Source organism: Streptomyces sp. NPDC017056 (assembly GCF_044332485.1).
GTDB lineage: Bacteria > Actinomycetota > Actinomycetes > Streptomycetales > Streptomycetaceae > Streptomyces.
Genome location: NZ_JBIRPD010000001.1, coordinates 406372 through 425999, shown reverse-complemented (window position 1 = coordinate 425999; position 19628 = coordinate 406372). Strand labels below are relative to the sequence as shown.

Below are 19628 nucleotides of genomic sequence, written 5' to 3'. Positions count from 1 at the left end.
GAAACGTTCTCACGCGCCCCTGCGCGGCCAGTCGCCGGACACGGCCGGAACGATCTGCGCGAGGTACTCCTCGGTGATCCGGCGGATCGACTCCACGCTGACGTCCTCGCCCTCGCCCCACACCTTCCCGGCGACCCGCATCACGCCGCTGAACGCCGCGACCACCACCCGCGGCCGCGGGTCCGCCGCCACGTCCAGCCCCTCGCGCCGCGCGACGAGCCGGGCGATCTGCTCCTCCAGCTCCGAGTAGCGGCGCAGGTGCGCGGCGACGAGCGCGGGCGTCGACTCGATCATCCGGTACGTCCGCATGTGCAGCTCCAGCGGGATCACCGTCCGGATCGCGTCGCCGATCTCGTCCCACGACGTCATCACGGCGTTGTGCAGCGCCTCCAGCGGCACTTCGGCGGACGGCCGCCGCTCCAGCTCCTCGATGAAGCGCGCCTCCACCATTTCCTGTACGGCGAAGACGACCTCTTCCTTGCTCGCGAAGTAGCGGAAGAACGTCCGCTGCGACACGTCGACGGCCTCCGCGATCTCGTCGATGGTCGTCTCTTCGTAGCCGTGCGCCGTGAACAGTTCGAGCGCGGAGCGGATCAGCGCGTCGCGGGTGCGCTGCTTCTTGCGCTCGCGCAGACCGCCGGGGGAGGGGGCGCCGGTCACGGCCCCCGTGGAAGCGTCGCCTCCGCGGGTCCAGACCATTTCGCGTCGTGTCGCCTGCGGCGTGGAGCCGGTCATCCTGCGCCGCCTTTCTCGCTGTTGCCGCTGCTCAGAATACCTGTGAGCTAAATGACAGTTACCGACTCATGAATTACTTTGTCAACTGTCAGTGGCTGACATTAGCCTCGCAGAATGAGCTCTCAGACCCCGGTTGCCCACGCCGCGCCGGACCTCTCCGCACCGGAGCCTCGCAAGGGACTCCGGGGCCATCCGTGGCTGACACTGTTCTCCGTCGCGATCGGCGTGATGATGGTGGCCCTCGACGGCACCATCGTCGCCATCGCCAACCCGGCCATCCAGGCGGACCTGAAGGCGTCGCTCGCCGACGTCCAGTGGATCACCAACGGCTACCTGCTGGCCCTCGCCGTCTCGCTGATCACGGCCGGCAAGCTCGGTGACCGCTTCGGCCACCGGCAGACGTTCCTCATAGGCGTGGTGGGCTTCGCGCTCGCCTCCGGGGCCATCGGCCTGTCCGGCGAGGTCTCGCTGGTCATCACCTTCCGCGTGCTCCAGGGCATCTTCGGCGCGCTCCTGATGCCCGCGGCGCTCGGCCTGCTGCGCGCGTCCTTCCCGGCCGAGAAGCTCAACATGGCCATCGGCATCTGGGGCATGGTCATCGGCGCCTCCACCGCCGGCGGCCCGATCGTCGGCGGCCTGCTCGTCGAGCACGTGAACTGGCAGTCGGTGTTCTTCATCAACGTGCCGGTCGGCGTCCTCGCGCTCGTACTGGGCCTGGTCATCCTCAAGGACCACCGCGCCCGGAACGCCCCGCGCTCCTTCGACATCCCCGGCATCGTGCTGCTCTCCGGCGCCATGTTCTGCCTCATCTGGGCCCTGATCAAGGCCGGCGAGTGGGGCTGGGGCGACGCCAAGACGCTGGGCTTCCTGGCCGCGGCGGTCGTCGTCTTCGCCGCCTTCGCGATCCTGGAGACCAAGGTCCGCGAGCCGCTGATCCCGCTGCGGATGTTCCGTTCCGTACCGCTGACGGCCGGCACGATCCTGATGGTGCTGATGGCCTTCGCCTTCATGGGCGGCCTCTTCTTCGTCACGTTCTACCTCCAGAACGTGCACGGCCTGAGCCCCGTCGACAGCGGACTGCACCTGCTGCCGCTGACCGCGATGATGATCGTCGGCTCGCCGGCCGCGGGCGCGCTGATCACCAAGTTCGGTCCGCGCATCCCGCTCGTCGGCGGCATGGTCTGCACCGCCGTCGCCATGTTCGGCATGACGACGCTGTCCACCGGCACGGGCACGCTGACCATGTCCCTGTGGTTCGCCCTGCTGGGCCTGGGCCTCGCCCCGGTCATGGTCGGCGCCACCGAGGTCATCGTCGGCAACGCGCCGCTGGAGCTGTCCGGCGTTGCGGGCGGCCTCCAGCAGGCCGCGATGCAGGTCGGCGGCAGTCTCGGTACGGCGGTGCTCGGCGCCGTGATGTCCAGCAAGGTGGCCTCGGACTTCCCGGCGAACTGGACCAAGGCCGGGCTGCCGGGCGCTCCCGACCCGGCGCTCAAGGCCGCCGCCGAGGTCGGCGCCGTGCCGCCGCAGGTGGCCCAGGCGCCCGGCATGACGCCGCAGATCGTCGACCGCATCGGCACCGCCGTGCACGACACGTTCGTCTCCGGCATGGGGCTGGCCTTCACCGTCGCCTGCGCCGTGGCGGTCGTCGCGGCCGTCGTCGCGCTGTTCACGAAGCGCGGCAGCAACGCGGAGACGGGCGCGGGCGTCGGCCACATCTGACCGTCTTCCGGACAGCCGGGTCGCGTTGACGCGCGGCCGGCCGGGGCAGCTCGCCCCGGCCGGCCGCGCGTTTCGTTTCTCCACAGGCGCGCCATCCCCCGTACGGCCGAGACGCTTTCAGCGCCCGGCGCGGCCTCGGCCGCGGAGCGGCGTCAACGACCGGCCCCCGCGCACCCCTTGGCGGCCCGGCGCCGACGCATCGCCTATCCGGGTGGGCCGCCCGGCGCGGCCTTGGCCGCGGCGCCCGCGCCCGGCCAAGCTCGGATCACCGCCCGCGGCGGGCAACCGCCCGCCGCGGCAGGCCACTTCGTACTCCACGGGGGAGTGATGCACATGCGTACGATCCACACCGTCGCGCTGCTGACGGGAGCCGCCGCACTGGCCGCCGCCCACCTCGGCGTCCCGTCCGCGCACGGAGCGCCGCGGCACCGGCCGCCGACCCACGCGGGACCGGCCGCGGGCGACTGCGCCACCGGCCAGTTCTGCGTCTGGCCGGGCCGCGGCTTCGGCGGGCGGCGGCAGACCTACGAACTGTCCGGCACCGACATCGAAAGCTGCGTCACGCTGCCCGCCGGAGCCCGCGCCGCCTCGTTCGCCAACCGCACCGGCCGGCCCGTCACCACGTACCAGAGCGCCGAGTGCGAGGAGACCGGGGAGTTCGACACCTATCCGGGCGGCGGCAGCTGGGTGCCCGAATCCCCCTACCAGGTCAGGGCGTTCAAAATCTGGGAGCGCTGAGCGGGGGAGTGGGCACGGCGACGCGGGGTACCCGGAGTCCGAGCCCGAACCACACGACCCTCGGGAGGGATGATGGCGGGCCTCGGACAGCACAGCCGCACCCGATGGCGGACCCACCTGCGGAGCAACCCCCGCTCACGAGGCCGGACGGGGCCTCGGACCGGGCCGGACCGCGCGACGCTGGGCGTGATCGGACTGGTGTGCGCGGTCGCCGGATTCTTCATCCTGAGCATCGTCCTCGGGCCGGTGTCCGTGCTTCTCGGCTGGCTCGCGATGGGCCGCCGGTGGAGCGGCGCGAACCACGCGCTCCCCGCACTGGTGGCCGTGGTCCTCGGCGTGATCGACACGATTTTCGCGATCATCCGGATCACGACAGCGGCCACCGGGGCTCCGTTCTGAGCGGATTCCCCGGCACCGCGAACGCGAGGCGCCCCCGGCCGGATCTCTCCGGCCGGGGGCGCCTCACGTCATCTGCCCGGCGGGACGCTTACGCGTCGCCGCCCGCCTCGCCCGCCTCGGCGGCCGCGACGTCCAGCAGCTGGTACCGGTCGATCGCCTGCTTGAGCAGCGAGCGGTCGACCTTGCCCTCCTTGGCCAGCTCGGTGAGCACGCCGAGGACGATCGACTGCGCGTCGATGTGGAAGAAGCGGCGGGCCGCGCCGCGCGTGTCGGCGAAGCCGAAGCCGTCGGCGCCCAGCGACTGGTAGGTGCCCGGCACCCAGCGCGCGATCTGGTCGGGAACTGCACGCATCCAGTCGGAGACGGCCACCTTCGGACCCTGCGCGTCGGCCAGCTTCTGCGTCACGTACGGGACGCGCTGCTCCTCCTCCGGGTGGAGCAGGTTGTGCTCCTCGGCCTCCACCGCGTCGCGGCGTAGCTCGTTCCAGGAGGTCGCCGACCAGACGTCCGCCTTGACGTTCCACTCGTCGGCCAGGATCCGCTGGGCCTCGATCGCCCACGGCACGGCCACGCCGGAGGCGAGGATCTGGGCCGCGTGCTCGCCCTTGTCGCCCTGGTTGACGCGGTACAGGCCCTTGAGGATGCCCTCCACGTCCACGTCCGCCGGCTCGGCCGGGTGCTGGATCGGCTCGTTGTAGACGGTGAGGTAGTAGAAGACGTCCTCACTGTTCTCGCCGTACATCCGGCGCAGACCGTCCTGGACGATGTGCGCGATCTCGTACCCGTACGCCGGGTCGTAGGCGACGCACGCCGGGTTGGTCGAGGCGAGCAGCTGGGAGTGGCCGTCCGCGTGCTGGAGGCCCTCACCGGTCAGGGTCGTACGGCCGGCGGTCGCGCCCAGCACGAAGCCGCGCGCGAGCTGGTCGGCCATCTGCCAGAACTGGTCACCGGTGCGCTGGAACCCGAACATCGAGTAGAAGACGTAGATCGGGATCAGCGGCTCGCCGTGCGTGGCGTAGGCGGAGCCCGCCGCGATCAGCGAGGCGGTGCAGCCGGCCTCGGAGATGCCGTCGTGCAGCATCTGGCCGGTCGGCGACTCCTTGTAGGCGAGCAGCAGTTCGCGGTCGACCGACTCGTAGATCTGGCCCAGCGGGTTGTAGATCTTCGCGGACGGGAAGAACGCGTCCATGCCGAAGGTGCGGTACTCGTCGGGCGCGATCGGCACGAAGCGCTTGCCGATCTCCTTGTCCCGCATGAGGTCCTTGAGGACCCGCACGAACGCCATGGTCGTGGCGATCTTCTGCTGGCCGGAGCCCTTCTTCGCCCCCGCGTACGCCTTCTCGTCCGGCAGCGGCAGCGGCTTGGCACGCACGACACGGGTCGGCACGTAGCCGCCGTTCGCCTTGCGGCGGTCGTGCATGTACTGGATCTCTTCGGAGTCGCGGCCCGGGTGGTAGTACGGCGGGTTGCCGTCCTCCAGCTCCTTGTCCGAGATCGGCAGGTGCAGCCGGTCGCGGAAGCGCTTGAGGTCCTCGGCCGTCAGCTTCTTCATCTGGTGGGTCGCGTTGCGGCCCTCGAAGTTCGGGCCGAGCGTCCAGCCCTTGACGGTCTGCGCGAGGATCACCGTCGGCTGGCCCTTGTGGGCCTTGGCCGCCGCGTACGCCGCGTAGATCTTCTTGTGGTCGTGACCGCCGCGGCCCAGGTGCTGGATCTGCTGGTCGGTCATGTTCTCGACCATCGCGCGCAGGCGGTGGTCGTCACCGAAGAAGTGCTCGCGGATGTACGCGCCGGTCTCGGTCGCGTACGTCTGGAACTGGCCGTCCGGCGTCGTGTTCAGCTTGTTGACCAGGATGCCGTCGCGGTCCTGGGCCAGCAGCGGGTCCCAGCTGCGGTCCCACACCAGCTTGATCACGTTCCAGCCGGCGCCGCGGAACTGCGACTCCAGCTCCTGCATGATCTTGCCGTTGCCGCGGACCGGGCCGTCCAGGCGCTGGAGGTTGCAGTTGACCACGAAGGTCAGGTTGTCCAGGCCCTCACGCGCCGCGAGGGACAGCTGGCCGAGCGACTCGGGCTCGTCCATCTCGCCGTCGCCCAGGTAGGCCCACACGTGCGAGTCGGAGGTGTCGGCGATGCCGCGCGCCTCCATGTAGCGGTTCATCCGGGCCTGGTAGATCGCGCCGAGCGGGCCGAGGCCCATCGAGACGGTCGGGAACTCCCAGAAGTCCGGCATCAGCCGCGGGTGCGGGTAGCTGGACAGGCCGTTGGGGAACTTGGACTTCTCCTGGCGGAAGGCGTCCAGCTGCGTCTCGGTGAGCCGGTCCAGGAGGTACGCGCGGGCGTACACGCCGGGGGAGGCGTGGCCCTGGAAGAAGATCTGGTCGCCGCCCTTGCCGTCGTCCTTGCCCCGGAAGAAGTGGTTGAAGCCCACGTCGTAGAGGGAGGCGGAGGACGCGAAGGTGGCGATGTGGCCGCCGACGCCGATGCCGGGGCGCTGCGCCCGGGAGACCATCACCGCGGCGTTCCACCGGGTCGCGTTCAGGATCTTGCGCTCGATCTCCTCGTTGCCGGGGAAGAACGGCTCGTCCTTGGTCGCGATGGTGTTGACGTAATCCGTGCTGCGCATCTCGGGCACGGCCACGCGCTTCTCGCGGGCACGCTCGATCAGGCGGAGCATGAGGTAGCGGGCACGTTCCCGGCCTCGCTCATCGACGGCTGCGTCGAGCGAGTCGAGCCATTCCTGGGTCTCTTCGGGATCGAAGTCCGGGACCTGGCTGGGAAGGCCGCCAATGATGATCGGGTTGCGATCGGATCCGGAAGCCACGCTGTTCCTTCGCTGTTCGGTATTGCTCTGCTTGGTGTCGCGCCGTCTTCCATCGTGTACCGGCTCACCGGGATACGTCATCTCTACCAGTGGGTAACCACCCCCTAAGAGACGGGCGCGCGAAGGCCGGTTTTTCAGGTCGGCCAAATCGCAACCATACGCCCACGCCCGAAGTGGTCGCCGTACGGTCGTACGGCGTACGAAAGGGGATTCGGTTGTCCGGTGTCGCCCCCCAAAGGGCCCAGTCCGCTCCCATTACCCCACAAACATCGCAGAACGGTGTGGGGTGAATCACTTCCCGGCGTGCGCGCGGGGTCGTAGTTGCGGCGAGACGGCGGTAAACGTCACCGTTTCGACGGTCTCGACGGCCGGGTACTTGCGCGATCCGCCCGGCCCGTGTGGACTACGCCCAATGCCCCGCGCGTGCGTGGGGTGCAAGTCATTTACCGAAACATGACAGGAGGCAATCCGTGAGCGCGACCGCGGACCACGCGGAGGAGCGGACCAACCCGGCCATCAAGCTGGGGTTCGAGCCCGGACAGGTGGTCCAGGAGATCGGCTACGACGACGACGTCGAGCAGGAGCTCCGCGAAGCCATTGAGGCCGTGATCGGCCAGGAGATCGTTGACGAGGACTACGACGACGTTGCCGACGTCGTCGTGCTGTGGTTCCGCGATGACGACGGCGACCTCACGGACGCGCTGGTGGATGCCATCGGTCTGATCGACGAGGGCGGCGAGATCTGGCTGATGACGCCCAAGACCGGCCGTGACGGGTACGTCGAGCCGAGCGACATCAACGAAGCCGCGCAGACCGCCGGTCTGTCCCAGACCAGGAGCATCAACGCGGGCAAGGACTGGAGCGGCAGCCGCCTGGTCACCCCCAAGGCCGCCAAGTCGGGCAAGCGCTGAACTGCGCACTCCCACGTTCCGCGCCGAGCCCTCCGCCGGGGTGATCCGGTGGGGGGCTCGGCGTGCGTGCCCCGGCGCGTAGGGTTGACCGCAACCTGTTGGAATCCGCCGGAGCGGCCGCTGCCGGCGCTGCCCCGCGCCGCACGCCGGTGCCGTGGCGTGCGCGGCGACGGCGTCCGCTCGCGGCGTCTGCGAAGGGAACGGTCCCCATGGCGATCGAGGTCGGCACGAAGGCTCCGGATTTCGAGCTGAAGAACCAGCACGGCGAGCTGGTCAGGCTCTCCGACTTCCGCGGCGAGAAGGCCGTCGTCCTCCTCTTCTACCCCTTCGCCTTCACCGGTGTGTGCACCGGCGAGCTGTGCGCCCTGCGCGACGAGCTGCCGAAGTTCGTCAACGACGACGTGCAGCTGCTGGCCGTCTCCAACGACTCGCCCTTCTCGCAGCGCGTCTTCGCCGAGCAGGAGGGCCTGGAGTACCCGCTGCTGTCGGACTTCTGGCCGCACGGCGAGGCTTCGCGGGCGTACGGCGTCTTCGATGAGGACAAGGGCTGCGCGGTGCGCGGGACCTTCATCATCGACAAGGAGGGCGTGGTCCGCTGGACGGTCGTCAACGGCCTGCCCGACGCCCGTGACCTCAACGACTACCTCAAGGCGCTCGGGAACCTCTGACCCCGGCCGCGACCGGCTCCCGCCACGACATCGGCGCGGTGTCCGTACTGCTACCTGTAATCGGTGGGAACCGGTCACTAGGATCAAAACGTTGATCCGATGCCATGCACGATGGGGGCGCAAAGCATTACGTACCCCTCGAATCTAGGGAGGACTCGTGGGAGTCAGCCTCAGCAAGGGCGGCAACGTCTCGCTGACGAAGGAAGCCCCCAATCTGACCGCGGTGCTCGTCGGTCTGGGCTGGGACGCCCGTACCACCACCGGTACGGACTTCGACCTGGACGCCAGCGCGCTGCTGACCAACGACCAGGGCAAGGTCGCCAACGACCAGAACTTCGTGTTCTTCAACAATCTGAAGAGCCCGGACGGCTCGGTCGAGCACACCGGTGACAACACCACCGGTGAGGGCGAGGGCGACGACGAGGCCATCAAGGTGAACCTCGCCGGCGTGCCCGCCGACGTGGCCAAGATCGTCTTCCCGGTGTCGATCTACGACGCCGAGAACCGCCAGCAGAGCTTCGGCCAGGTGCGCAACGCCTACATCCGCGTCGTCAACCAGGCCGACGGCAACGAGCTGGCCCGCTACGACCTGAGCGAGGACGCCTCGACCGAGACCGCCATGGTCTTCGGCGAGCTGTACCGCAACGGCGCGGAGTGGAAGTTCCGCGCCATCGGCCAGGGCTACGCCTCGGGTCTGCGCGGCATCGCGCAGGACTTCGGCGTCAACGTCTGACCGGAGCCATCACCCTTCCGCACCCGGCGCCGTACACCCCTGTTCCGGGGCGTACGGCGCCGGGCGTGCTTGGAGCCCGTACGAAATCTGTAGGGATACGGCCAGTTATTCGTATGGAAGCCGTATGAAGGCCGTATGAAATCCGCGCGCCAGCGCGGCACCACCGTCACCGGGGAGGAAGCGAACACCATGGGCGTCACGCTCGCAAAGGGAGGCAACGTCTCCCTCTCCAAGGCCGCTCCGAATCTCACGCAGGTCATGGTCGGCCTCGGCTGGGACGCGCGCTCCACCACGGGAGCGCCGTTCGACCTCGACGCCAGCGCGCTGCTGTGCAGGTCGGGACGGGTGCTCGGGGACGAGTACTTCGTTTTTTACAACAACCTGAAGAGCCCGGACGGCTCGGTCGAGCACACCGGCGACAACCTCACCGGCGAGGGCGAGGGGGACGACGAGTCGATCCTCGTCGACCTCGGCGCGGTCCCCGAAGAGGTCGACAAGATCGTTTTTCCGGTCTCGATCCACGAGGCGGACGCCCGTGGCCAGAGCTTCGGCCAGGTCAGCAACGCCTTCATCAGGGTGGTCAACCAGGCCGACGGCAGTGAGCTGGCCCGTTACGACCTGAGCGAGGACGCCTCCAGCGAAACGGCGATGATCTTCGGTGAGGTGTACCGGTACAGCGGTGAATGGAAGTTCCGCGCGGTGGGCCAGGGGTACGCGTCGGGGTTGCGAGGCATCGCTCTAGACTTCGGGGTCAACGTTTCGTAAAGCGCCGCGCACTGCGCGCGGGGGAACCCCATACAGCGAGGGATTGGGTTAGGCAGTGCTCCTGAAAACCTTTGGCTGGTCGTTCGCCGTCACGGCGGCCGGCCTGGCCTTGGCCGGAGTCCTCTGGGGGTGGCAGGGGCTAGCGATCGTCGGCATCCTGTCGATCCTGGAAATCTCGGTCTCGTTCGACAACGCGGTCATCAACGCGGGAATCCTGCGCAAGATGAACGCCTTCTGGCAGAAGATCTTCCTGACGGTCGGCATTCTGATCGCCGTCTTCGGCATGCGCCTGGTCTTCCCGGTCGTCATCGTGGCGATCACCGCGAAGATCGGGCCGATCGAGGCCGTCGATCTCGCGATCAACGACAAGACGCAGTACGAGCACCTGGTCACGGCCGCCCACCCGGCCATCGCGGCCTTCGGCGGAATGTTCCTGCTCATGATCTTCCTCGACTTCATCTTCGAGGAGCGCGAGCACAAGTGGCTGGGCTGGCTGGAGCGGCCGCTGGCGAAGATGGGCAAGCTCGACATGCTGTCCGTCATCGTCGCGCTGATCGTCCTGATGGTCACGGCGATGACGGTGGCCACCGACGTCGCGCACGGCGGCGGTGACAAGAGCGCGACGGTGCTCCTGTCCGGCGTGGCCGGCCTGCTCACGTACCTGGTCGTGGGCGGCGTCTCCGGCTACTTCGAGGACAAGCTGGAAGAGGCCGAGGAGGCCGAGGAGGCCGAGGCCGGGGAAGCCGGCGAGGCGGCGAAGCCGGCCGGGGAGGACCGGGCGAACGGCGGAAAGCAGCGCGGCTCCGTCTCGGGTGTCGGGCTCGCGGGCAAGGCCGCGTTCTTCCTGTTCCTCTACCTGGAGGTCATCGACGCGTCGTTCTCCTTCGACGGCGTCATCGGTGCCTTCGCCATCACCAACGACATCTTCGAGATGGCGCTGGGTCTGGGCATCGGCGCGATGTACATCCGTTCGTTGACGGTCTTCCTGGTCCGCAGGGGCACCCTGGACGACTACGTCTACCTGGAGCACGGCGCGCACTACGCCATCGGCGCGCTGGCGGTCATCCTGCTCGCCACGATCAAGTACGAGATCAGCGAGGTCATCACCGGCCTGATCGGAGTCGTGCTGATCGGCCTGTCGTTCTGGTCGTCCGTGCGCAAGAACCGACGCGAAGGCAAGCCGACGGAGAACTCCGAGGCAAAGCCGGAAGTCGCCTCCGGAGTGTGACGACGGTCTGATTGAGGAACGCTCTCAGCGGGGCGGCCATGGAGTGCTCACTCCACGGCCGCCCCGCGGCCGTACCGGGGCAGGGGTGGCCGGGCAAGGAGCAGTCGGGCCGCCGGGCCATCCGGGCGGGCGGCCCCGGGACCGATCGATGGGGTGGGGCAAGGTGTCGTTCTTGGACAACTGGCGTCGGGGCGGGGCGCCGAAATTCGAAGCCGGTGGCGCGTCGTACGTGGTCGAGCTGACCAAGCGCAATCCGGTGGTCTCGCTGACGAAGCAGGGCGCGGCCTCCGGGCACCTGCGGGTCAACCTGTCCTGGCAGATGCGCACGTCCGACATCACGATGCGCGGCTCGCAGCGGGGCGGGAGCCTGCTGCGCAACCCGGGCAAGCTGTTCAAGCCGGAGGTGGTGCAGGCGCAGGGGCCGGCGGTCGTCAAGATCGACCTGGACCTGGCCTGCCTGTACGAGCTCAAGGACGGCACCAAGGGCGTGGTGCAGCCCCTCGGCAACTTCCTGGGGGACATCAACGCCGCGCCGTACGTGAAGCTCAGCGGCGACGACCGGTTCGGCTCGCCCTCCGGTGAGACGCTGTACATCAACCTCGACCACCGCGACGAGATCAAGCGCCTGCTGATCTTCGTCTACATCTACGACGGCACCCCGGCCTTCGACCGCACCCACGCCGTCGTGACGCTCTACCCGAGCAACGGGCCGCGCGTGGAGATCGGACTCGACGAGCGGGCGCCCCAGGCCCGCTCCTGCGCGATCTTCATGCTGGAGAACAACAAGGGCGATCTGACCGTCCGCCGCGAGGTGAAGTACGTCTACGGCTTCCAGTCCGAACTGGACCGCCTGTACGGGTGGGGCCTCCAGTGGGGCCGGGGGTACAAGACGAAGGTGTGACTCCCGCAGGTCAGCGGTGCTGGAATTGCGGTCCCTGCGGCGGCAGGACGAAGTTCGGGTCGGGCGCCGGCCCCTGGGGCTGCTGCGGGTAGCCGTAGGCGGCGGGCGGCGGTACGGCCGCGCCTACAGGGCTCGTCGGGTACGGCTGGTGCTGGGGTTGCTGAGGGGGCTGCGGGTAGCCGTACGAGGGCTGCTGCGGCTGCTGCGGCATCGGGCCGGGGTAGCCGTACGCGGGCTGGGCCGGCGGCTGCGCCGGCGGCGGCGGGAAGCCCGGGGCGTTCTGCGGGAAGCCGTAGCCGCCGCCGGTGGGCTGCGGCTGGGGCGGGAACGCGGTGGGCGGGGCCGCCGCGGGCGGCGCCAGCGGGAAGGAGTCCGGTTCCGCCTGCGCGGCGGCGGGCGGTGCCGCCGGCCGGGTCACATCCGGGTCGGGAAGGTGGTGGGTGGCCGCCTCGGGGCCCGCGGCGGCCGGCCCGGCCTCCTGGCCGCCCGGTGCGCCGCCGGACGGCGCGGACGACGACGCGCCCGCCCCGGCGGCCTGCGCCTCGCCGCCCTCTTCCTCTTCCTCCACCGAGATCCCGAACTCGGTGGCCAGGCCGGTCAGCCCCTTCTCGTACCCCTGCCCCAGCGCCCGGAACTTCCACCGGTCCGCGCGCCGGTACAACTCGCCGCAGATCAGGGCCATCTCCTTGCCCGTCTCCGGCACCACGTCGAAGATCGCGACCGGTTCGGTCTCCCCCGAAGCGGCGTCGTAGAGCAGCACGCGCAGGTCCCGTACGTGCGCAAAGGTTTTGCCGTCCGCCGAGGCGGTGAGCATGACGCGGTCCACCGACGAGTCGAGACCGGACAGGTCCGCCTCGATCGTGTCGGTCAGCGCGTCGGCCAGCTGCGTCTTGGGCAGGTGCCGCACCAGGCCGCTGGGGTGGCGCGGCTGGTTGTAGAAGACGAAGTCCGCATCGGAACGCACGCGTCCGTCGGTGCCGAGCAGCAGGGCCGAGGCATCGACATCGGGCACTCCGGCGCCGGGGGTCCAGCGCAGTACGGCCCGGACCGCCGTGGTGTCGAGGGGTACGTTCGACCCTTTCAGCATCGCGTGCGTCATGCCTGTAATCCTGCCTTCCCGGAGGTCGGAGGGACAACGCGGGGGCCTGCCCGGCGCGGTCGGACCGGTGTTCGGGACACCCGGCCGCCGGATGCCGGTTACGCGCTGTTCATACGGGTGGGAACTTTCCCCCGTCGGCCGCACGTACGATTACCGGCCGGATCCAGACAGCGAGTCGCCGCGGGGTGGCCCCGGCCCCGCCTGCTCACGGGGAGTTTTATGCGTCATTTTGGGCACCTTGCGCCCGATATCCGGAACGCCTTGTTCCACCAGGAGCCGGCCGAGTTCACCGCCGACTCCTCGCCGGGCACGCTCGCCGTGGCCCTGGGGGCGACGCTCTACAGCCCCGCCACCCGCCCGCGGCTCGCCGCGGACATCGTCAAGCAGACCGGCCGCGGGGTGGTCTCCATGGTGCTCTGCCTGGAGGACTCCATCGGCGACGCGGACGTGGCGGCCGGCGAGGAGAACCTCGTGCGGCAGTTCGCGGCCCTCGACGCCGAGGCCGGGCGCGGCACGGACCTGCCCCTGTTGTTCATACGCGTACGAGCGGCCGGCCAGATTCCGGATCTGGTACGCCGACTGGGCCCGGCCGTGCGGCTGTTGTCCGGATTCGTACTGCCGAAGTTCACCGAGGAGCGAGGCGTTCCGTTCCTGGAGGCGCTGACCGGCGCCGAGGCGGACTGCGGGCAGCGGCTGTTCGCGATGCCGGTGCTCGAATCGCCCGAACTGCTCCACCTGGAGAGCCGCGGCGAAACCCTGCGCGGCATAGCGCGCACCGTGGGCAAATACCGCGAACGGGTCCTGGCCCTGCGGCTCGGCGTCACGGACTTCTGCTCGGCCTACGGCCTGCGCAGGGCCCCCGACATGACCGCCTACGACGTCCAGATCGTCGCGTCCGTGATCGCGGACGTGGTGAACGTGCTGGGCCGGGCGGACGGCACCGGCTTCACGGTCACCGGACCGGTCTGGGAGTACTTCCGCCTGCACGAGCGGATGTTCAAGCCGCAGCTGCGGCAGAGCCCCTTCCTGGGCCGGGCGGAGGAACTGCGTACGGCCCTGATCGAACACGACATGGACGGGCTGCTGCGCGAGATCGAACTCGACCGCGCCAACGGCCTCCAGGGCAAGACCTGCATCCACCCCTCGCACGTGGCGCCGGTGCACGCGCTCTCCGTCGTCAGCCACGAGGAGTTCAGCGACGCCGCCGACATCCTGCGGCCCGAACGGTGCGACGGCGGCGTACTGCGCTCCGCGTACACGAACAAGATGAACGAGATCAAACCGCACCGCGCCTGGGCCGAGCGGACCCTGCTGCGGGCCGAGGCGTTCGGCGTGGCCCGCGAGGGCGTCGGCTTCGTGGAACTGCTCACGGCGAGCCTCGGACGATGACGACGGCGCGAGAGACGAAGGAGACAGGCGCAGTGGTGTGGACCGGAGAGTGGGTCGCGCGGCGGCTCGGCGTCTCGCTGAGCGGCGGGGAGGAACTGCCCCGGCTGCTGGGGCTGGCGTTGCGGCGCAACCCCAAGCGGGCCCACCTGCTCGTGTCGAACGTACTCGGCAAGCACGTGCCGCAGCGTCCCGACGCGGTCCACGGCGCGGGCCTGGGGCTGGGGCGCCGGGTCCGCGACCTGCTGGGGGACGCGGACGCCGCGCGCGCCGTCGTCCTGGGGTACGCGGAGACCGCGACCGGACTGGGCCACAGCGTGGCCGACGGGCTGGCCCTCGCGTCGTACCTGCACTCCACGCGGCGGCCGGTCGCGGGCGTCGAGCAGGCGGGCGGCTTCGAGGAGGAGCACAGCCACGCGACGTCCCACCTGCTGCTGCCGGAGAACCCCGCGCTGCTGGCCGGGGACGGCCCCCTGGTCCTCGTCGACGACGAGTTCTCCACCGGCCGTACGGTCCTGAACACCATCAAGGCGCTCCACGCCCGCTTCCCGCGCGACCGGTACGTCGTCGTCGCCCTGGTCGACATGCGTTCGGACGCGGACCGCGCCCACCTGGAGAAGTTCGCCGCCGACCTGGGCGCGCGGGTCGATCTCATATCCCTGGCCGCCGGCGGCGTACGGCTCCCCGCCGACGTGCTCGAACGCGGCCGGGCCCTCGTCGCGGCCCACCAGGACCCGGCGGCCCACCAGGACCCGGCGGCGCCCGAGGGCACCGCGGCGGCGCAGGCCGTACGCGTCGACCTCGGCTGGCCCGAGGGCGTACCGGACGGCGGACGGCACGGGTTCACCCCCGGGCACCGGGCCCGCCTGGAGGCCGCACTGCCCGGCATGGCGGCCCGGCTCGCCGACCGGCTCGGCGGCGCGCGCCGGGTGCTGGTCCTCGGCAACGAAGAGCTGATGTACGCGCCCCTGCGCCTCGCCGGAGCCCTGGACGACTCCACGGCCGCCGAGGTGTACTTCTCCACCACCACCCGCTCGCCGGTCCTCGCCGTGGACGACCCCGGCTACGCCATACGGACCCGGCTGGCCTTCCCCGCCCACGACCGGCCCGCCGACGGCCCGGGGGAGCGGTACGCGTACAACGTCGCGCCCGGCGCGGCCCCGGAGCGCCGCTTCGACGCCATCGTCGCCGTCACCGACTCCCTGGGCGACACTCCCGAGCTGCACGCCGCACACGGGCTGCTGAGCAGGCTCGCCGCCCACACCGACCGGCTGCTGCTCGCCGTCGTCCCCTCGTACACCCCGGCGTACGCACAGCCGCGCACGCCGGCGCCCGCCCCCGAGCCCACGCCCCACGCCACGCGACGACAGGTCTGACCGATGCCCCTCCCCGAGCCGCTGCGCGGCCCCGCCTTCTCCTCCTACGCCCCCGACGAGGTCGGCTGGCTGCTCCAGGACCTCTCCTCGGTCAGCCTCGAAGCGCCGACCGAGGAGCGCGAGGAGGCGATCCAGGCAGGCGGCGCGCACTACGCCGAGTCGCTGCCCGTCGAATACCAGCCCAGCGAGGAGTACCAGGCGCTGTTCCACAGCGCACTGGAGACCTCCGCCGGCCGCATCGCGCGTGCGGTCGGAGCCGTCACGGAAACCGTGATCGCCGAACGGTCCCCGCGTCCGGTACTGGTCTCACTGGCCCGCGCCGGGACCCCCGTAGGCGTCCTGATGCGCCGCTGGGCGCTGCACACCCACGGGCTCGACCTGCCGCACTACGCCGTCTCCATCGTGCGCGGCCGCGGCATCGACACCACAGCGCTGCGCTGGCTGGCCGCCCACCACGACCCGGCGGACGTGGTCTTCGTCGACGGCTGGACGGGCAAGGGCGCCATCACCCGGGAGCTGGCCGAGGCGCTGCGCGACTTCCCCGGCTTCGACCCGCGGATCGCCGTCCTCGCCGACCCGGGCGGCTGCGTGGACACCTACGGCACCCGCGACGACTTCCTCATCCCCTCCGCCTGCCTCAACTCGACCGTCTCCGGCCTGATCTCGCGCACCGTGCTGCGGGACGACCTCGTGGGCCCGGACGACTTCCACGGCGCGAAGTTCTACCGCGACCTCGCCGCGGCCGACCTGTCCCGGGTGCTCGTCGAAACCGTCGCGAGCCGCTTCGACGAGGTCGCCGAGCAGGTCGCCGCCGACGTGAAGGAACTGGCGGCGGCCGACCGTTCGCCCACGTGGGAGGGGTGGGCCGCGGTCGAGCGGATCAGCGAGGCGTACGGCATCCACGACGTCAACCTCGTCAAGCCCGGCGTCGGCGAGACCACGCGGGTCCTGCTCCGGCGCGTCCCCTGGAAGATCCTCGCCAGGACCGGTGCCGGCACGGACCTGGACCACGTACGCCTCCTGGCCGCACAGCGCGGCGTACCCGTGGAAGAGACCGACGGGCTCCCCTACACCTGCGTCGGCCTGATCCACCCCCGCTATACCCGGGGCGCGACGGGCGCGGACGGCAAGGCGGTGACCGCGCCGTGAGCACCCTCGTCGCCAGCGACCTGGACCGCACCCTGATCTACTCGGCGGCCGCGCTGGACCTGGCCGTGCCCGACGCCGAGGCCCCGCGCCTCCTGTGCGTCGAGGTCTACCAGCACAAACCGCTCTCCTACATGACGGAGACGGCCGCGGGGCTGCTGACCGCCCTCGCCGGCGCCACCACCTTCGTACCGGCCACCACCCGCACCCGCGAACAGTACGGACGCATCCACCTGCCGGGACCCGCACCGCGGTTCGCCGTCTGCGCGAACGGCGGCCACCTCCTCGTCGACGGGGAGTCCGACCGGGACTGGCAGCGCACCGTCGCCGCCCGGCTGAACGCGGAGTGTGCCTCGCTCGACGAGGTCCGTACGCACCTGGTGCGCACCGCCGACCCGGCCTGGCTGCTCAAGGAGCGTGTCGCCGAGGACCTCTTCGCCTACCTGGTCATCGACCGCTCGCTGCTGCCGCGGACCTGGGCCAAGGAACTCGCCGAGTGGGCGGACGCCCGCGGCTGGACCGTCTCGCTCCAGGGCCGGAAGATCTACGCCGTGCCGAAGCCGCTCACCAAGAGCGCCGCCGTGGCCGAAGTCGCCCGGCGGACCGGCGCCGCGCAGGTGCTCGCCGCCGGCGACTCCCTGCTCGACGCCGACCTGCTGCTGGCCGCGGACCGCGGGTGGCGGCCGGGGCACGGCGAGTTGGCGGAGTCGGGGTGGAACGCGCCGCACGTCACCGCGCTGAGCGAGCGCGGTGCAGTAGCAGGCGAGGAAATCCTCCGCTCCTTCACCGGCCACACCACCGCCCCCACCCGTACCGCCTGACCCGTACGGCTCAGCCGCAGCAGCCGCCCCCGCAACAGCCCCCGCCCCCGCCACCGCCGCTGGGCGCGGGGGCCGCGGCGGTGCCGCCGACGGCGACCGTGGACAGCAGCTTGACCGTGTCCTCGTGGCCGTCCGGGCAGGTCGCCGGGGCGGAGGACTCGGCCATCGGCCGGTTCAGCTCGAAGGTGGAGCCGCAGGAACGGCAGCGGTATTCGTAACGAGGCATACCGACAGAGTAGTCAACGCGCTCTCACCTTCACCATTCACCGAACGAGCCGTCAGCGTGCCGCCAGACCGGGTTGCGCCAGGCGTGCCCCTTCCTGCCGGCGGCCCGTACGGCCGGTTCGTCGACCGTCACCCCCAGCCCCGGAAGGCCGGTGCGCAGGAGGCAGCCGCCGTGAAAACGGAAAACCTCCGGATCGACGACGTAATCGAGAAGCTCCGCGCCCCGGTTGTAGTGAATGCCGATGGACTGCTCCTGAATAAGGAAATTGGGAGTCGTGAACGCGACTTGCAGGCTCGCGGCGAGCGCGACCGGCCCGAGCGGGCAGTGCGGGGCGAGCTGCGCCCCGTACGTCTCCGCGAGCGCGGCGATCCGGCGCAGCTCGGAGATGCCGCCCGCATGGGAGACGTCCGGCTGGACGACGGCGACGCCGGCCTGGAGCGGGGCCAGGAACTCCTGGCGCGAGAAGAGCCGTTCACCGAGCGCCAGCGGAATACCGGAGGCGTTGACCAGGTCGGAAAGAGTACGCTGGTATTCGGGCAGTACGGGCTCCTCGACGAACATCGGCGCGTGTTCGGCGAGCAGCGGGAGGAGGCGCCGGGCGTTGGCGGGGGAGACGCGGCCGTGAAAGTCCAGGGCGAAGTCACGCTCGTCCCCCAGGACTTCGCGGGCAATCTCGGCGCGCCGCAGACAGGCGCGCACCTCCGCACGGGTGGCGACCGGCGTCATCGGCCCGCAGCCGTTCATCTTCACCGCGGTGAAACCCGCCTCGGCCTGCGCGGTCAGCGCGTCCCGTATCTCCTCGGGTTCGTCGCCGCCGACCCAGGCGTACGCGCGGACACGCTCCCGCACCGCCCCGCCGAGGAGCTGATACACCGGCACGCCATACCGCTTGCCCTTGATATCCCACAGAGCCTGGTCCAGCCCTGCGACGGCCGAAGAGAGCACCGGACCACCGCGATAGAACCCGCCCTTGGTCATCACCTGCCAGTGATCCTCGATGCGCGACGGGTCCTGCCCGACGAGATACTCGGCCAGCACCCCGACGGCGGCCCGCACCACCTCGGCACGGCCCTCGACCACCGGCTCGCCCCAGCCGACGACACCGTCGTCGGTCTCCACCCGGACGAACAGCCAGCGCGGCGGAGCCAGGAACGTCTCGACACGGCCGATACGCCCCTCAGGCCCGCCGCTACGTGGCATGCCGACGCCGGCCGTGCCCCCGGTGCCGGGAGCGGGCAGGGGCCTCGTACCGGGGCGCCGCATGCGCGCCCGTCCTGGGAAGCAAAGGCCGCCGGACCGTCCGCGCCGTCGCCTCCGGATGCCGGGCGCGCCAGTACGGATTGTCATGGGGCAGCCCGCCGGAAACACGCCCGTACATGCCGAAAACCAACAACATCAGCCCCACCGCAAAGCTGAACAGCACATTCTGAATCCGAAAGGCCAAGTAGTTGAACCCGGTCTCCAGAACGGCGAGATTAACGAAACCACTGAGCAGAAACGCCACCCCGAAAACAATATTGAGCGTCGAGGCGAAATTGCCGCCGACCACCATGCCGCCGAAGAGCACCAGGCCCACCACGATCGACAACACGCTCAGCGCGCCGTTGGTGTTCAGCCCGGCGACGGTGTCGCCACCCGTGTCGAAGAACCCGATCTTGTCGATCAGCCCGAGAATGCCGAACGCGACGAGCACCAGCCCCATCAGACCCGCGCCGATCCGGTAGACCGTGCTGAGCCGGTGATCGACGGGCAGATGCTCGTCGAGCCGCGTGTGCCGCACCTTGCCGCGCAGCGTCCGGGAGGGCCCGTGCAGAGCCTGGCCAGCGTCCATGTCCGGCCTCCTTCACGCAGATGAGCCGCCTGGACCGTATCCGTCCCTCCAGCATCCGCCCGTACGCGGCGGCACGCCAGAGCGCCAGCTCACAGGGCTGCTCCCGGCGAGAGCCCGCCGCTCAC

Annotated in this window: 17 protein-coding genes and 1 pseudogene; 12 read left to right on the top strand and 6 right to left on the bottom strand. The window is 70.4% G+C overall.

What is annotated here, in order from left to right; translation table 11 throughout:
- Window positions 1-9: 9 nt before the first annotated feature.
- Window positions 10-699: a TetR family transcriptional regulator gene (locus ACH4OW_RS01995; protein ID WP_398024444.1), complete on the bottom strand. Its 690-nt coding sequence runs from the start codon at window positions 697-699 to the stop codon at window positions 10-12.
- Between the two features lie 150 nt (window positions 700-849).
- Here ACH4OW_RS01995 and ACH4OW_RS01990 point away from each other — a divergent pair, with 150 nt between their 5' ends.
- The 3 genes from ACH4OW_RS01990 to ACH4OW_RS01980 all read left to right on the top strand — a co-directional run bounded on the left by ACH4OW_RS01990 (window position 850) and on the right by ACH4OW_RS01980 (window position 3591).
- A complete protein-coding gene (locus tag ACH4OW_RS01990; RefSeq protein WP_398024190.1) occupies window positions 850-2454 on the top strand; it encodes an MFS transporter in 1605 nt (534 codons plus the stop codon).
- Between the two features lie 333 nt (window positions 2455-2787).
- Window positions 2788-3192 carry a peptidase inhibitor family I36 protein gene (locus tag ACH4OW_RS01985; protein WP_398024188.1) on the top strand — a complete coding sequence of 135 codons (405 nt, stop codon included), beginning with the start codon at window positions 2788-2790 and terminating at the stop codon, window positions 3190-3192.
- A gap of 69 nt (window positions 3193-3261) precedes the next feature.
- On the top strand, window positions 3262-3591 hold the full coding sequence (locus ACH4OW_RS01980) for a small hydrophobic protein (RefSeq protein ID WP_360138051.1): 330 nt from the start codon (window positions 3262-3264) through the stop codon (window positions 3589-3591).
- Window positions 3592-3679: 88 nt separating this feature from the next.
- On the opposite strand, the gene aceE is transcribed toward ACH4OW_RS01980, so the two are convergent.
- Window positions 3680-6412 carry a pyruvate dehydrogenase (acetyl-transferring), homodimeric type gene (gene aceE, locus ACH4OW_RS01975; protein ID WP_360138048.1) on the bottom strand — a complete coding sequence of 911 codons (2733 nt, stop codon included), beginning with the start codon at window positions 6410-6412 and terminating at the stop codon, window positions 3680-3682.
- A 470-nt stretch (window positions 6413-6882) separates the two neighbouring features.
- On the opposite strand from aceE, the gene ACH4OW_RS01970 reads away from it, so the two are divergent.
- The 6 genes from ACH4OW_RS01970 to ACH4OW_RS01945 all read left to right on the top strand — a co-directional run bounded on the left by ACH4OW_RS01970 (window position 6883) and on the right by ACH4OW_RS01945 (window position 11618).
- Complete coding sequence (locus ACH4OW_RS01970) at window positions 6883-7323, top strand: DUF3052 domain-containing protein (protein ID WP_031003510.1); 441 nt, start codon at window positions 6883-6885, stop codon at window positions 7321-7323.
- Window positions 7324-7532: 209 nt separating this feature from the next.
- Window positions 7533-7991 carry a peroxiredoxin gene (locus ACH4OW_RS01965; RefSeq protein ID WP_360138045.1) on the top strand — a complete coding sequence of 153 codons (459 nt, stop codon included), beginning with the start codon at window positions 7533-7535 and terminating at the stop codon, window positions 7989-7991.
- 157 nt (window positions 7992-8148) lie between these two features.
- On the top strand, window positions 8149-8724 hold the full coding sequence (locus tag ACH4OW_RS01960) for a TerD family protein (protein WP_030023139.1): 576 nt from the start codon (window positions 8149-8151) through the stop codon (window positions 8722-8724).
- 189 nt (window positions 8725-8913) lie between these two features.
- Window positions 8914-9489 carry a TerD family protein gene (locus ACH4OW_RS01955; protein WP_360138087.1) on the top strand — a complete coding sequence of 192 codons (576 nt, stop codon included), beginning with the start codon at window positions 8914-8916 and terminating at the stop codon, window positions 9487-9489.
- Window positions 9490-9544: 55 nt separating this feature from the next.
- Window positions 9545-10717 carry a DUF475 domain-containing protein gene (locus ACH4OW_RS01950; RefSeq protein WP_360138041.1) on the top strand — a complete coding sequence of 391 codons (1173 nt, stop codon included), beginning with the start codon at window positions 9545-9547 and terminating at the stop codon, window positions 10715-10717.
- Between the two features lie 163 nt (window positions 10718-10880).
- Window positions 10881-11618, top strand: a complete 738-nt coding sequence (locus ACH4OW_RS01945) for a Tellurium resistance (RefSeq protein WP_360138038.1) — start codon at window positions 10881-10883, stop codon at window positions 11616-11618.
- Between the two features lie 10 nt (window positions 11619-11628).
- On the opposite strand, the gene ACH4OW_RS01940 is transcribed toward ACH4OW_RS01945, so the two are convergent.
- Window positions 11629-12717, bottom strand: a complete 1089-nt coding sequence (locus ACH4OW_RS01940) for a TerD family protein (protein ID WP_360138035.1) — start codon at window positions 12715-12717, stop codon at window positions 11629-11631.
- 219 nt (window positions 12718-12936) lie between these two features.
- Between ACH4OW_RS01940 and ACH4OW_RS01935 the strand changes: the two genes are divergently transcribed.
- The 3 genes and pseudogenes from ACH4OW_RS01935 (at window position 12937) to ACH4OW_RS01925 (ending at window position 17446) form a co-directional block, all read left to right on the top strand.
- Window positions 12937-14106 (top strand): HpcH/HpaI aldolase/citrate lyase family protein, encoded by a 1170-nt coding sequence (locus ACH4OW_RS01935; RefSeq protein ID WP_360138032.1) that lies wholly within the window; start codon window positions 12937-12939, stop codon window positions 14104-14106.
- Window positions 14103-16628: pseudogene (locus ACH4OW_RS01930) on the top strand (phosphoribosyltransferase). The gene ACH4OW_RS01935 and the pseudogene ACH4OW_RS01930 overlap by 4 nt, the downstream one beginning before the upstream one ends.
- Window positions 16625-17446, top strand: coding sequence for an HAD family hydrolase (locus tag ACH4OW_RS01925; protein ID WP_398024186.1), 822 nt, complete (start codon window positions 16625-16627; stop codon window positions 17444-17446). Before ACH4OW_RS01930 ends, ACH4OW_RS01925 begins: the two are co-directional and overlap by 4 nt.
- A gap of 10 nt (window positions 17447-17456) precedes the next feature.
- Here ACH4OW_RS01925 and ACH4OW_RS01920 read toward each other — a convergent pair whose 3' ends face one another.
- Genes ACH4OW_RS01920 through ACH4OW_RS01910 form a run of 3 tightly spaced genes read right to left on the bottom strand, consistent with a single transcriptional unit; the run spans window position 17457 to window position 19503 of the window.
- Window positions 17457-17672, bottom strand: a complete 216-nt coding sequence (locus ACH4OW_RS01920; RefSeq protein ID WP_360138026.1) for a zinc ribbon domain-containing protein — start codon at window positions 17670-17672, stop codon at window positions 17457-17459.
- A 30-nt stretch (window positions 17673-17702) separates the two neighbouring features.
- Window positions 17703-18872: a galactonate dehydratase gene (gene dgoD, locus ACH4OW_RS01915; protein WP_398024184.1), complete on the bottom strand. Its 1170-nt coding sequence runs from the start codon at window positions 18870-18872 to the stop codon at window positions 17703-17705.
- Window positions 18862-19503, bottom strand: coding sequence for a DUF4383 domain-containing protein (locus tag ACH4OW_RS01910; RefSeq protein WP_398024182.1), 642 nt, complete (start codon window positions 19501-19503; stop codon window positions 18862-18864). Before ACH4OW_RS01910 ends, dgoD begins: the two co-directional genes overlap by 11 nt.
- Window positions 19504-19628 lie beyond the last annotated feature (125 nt).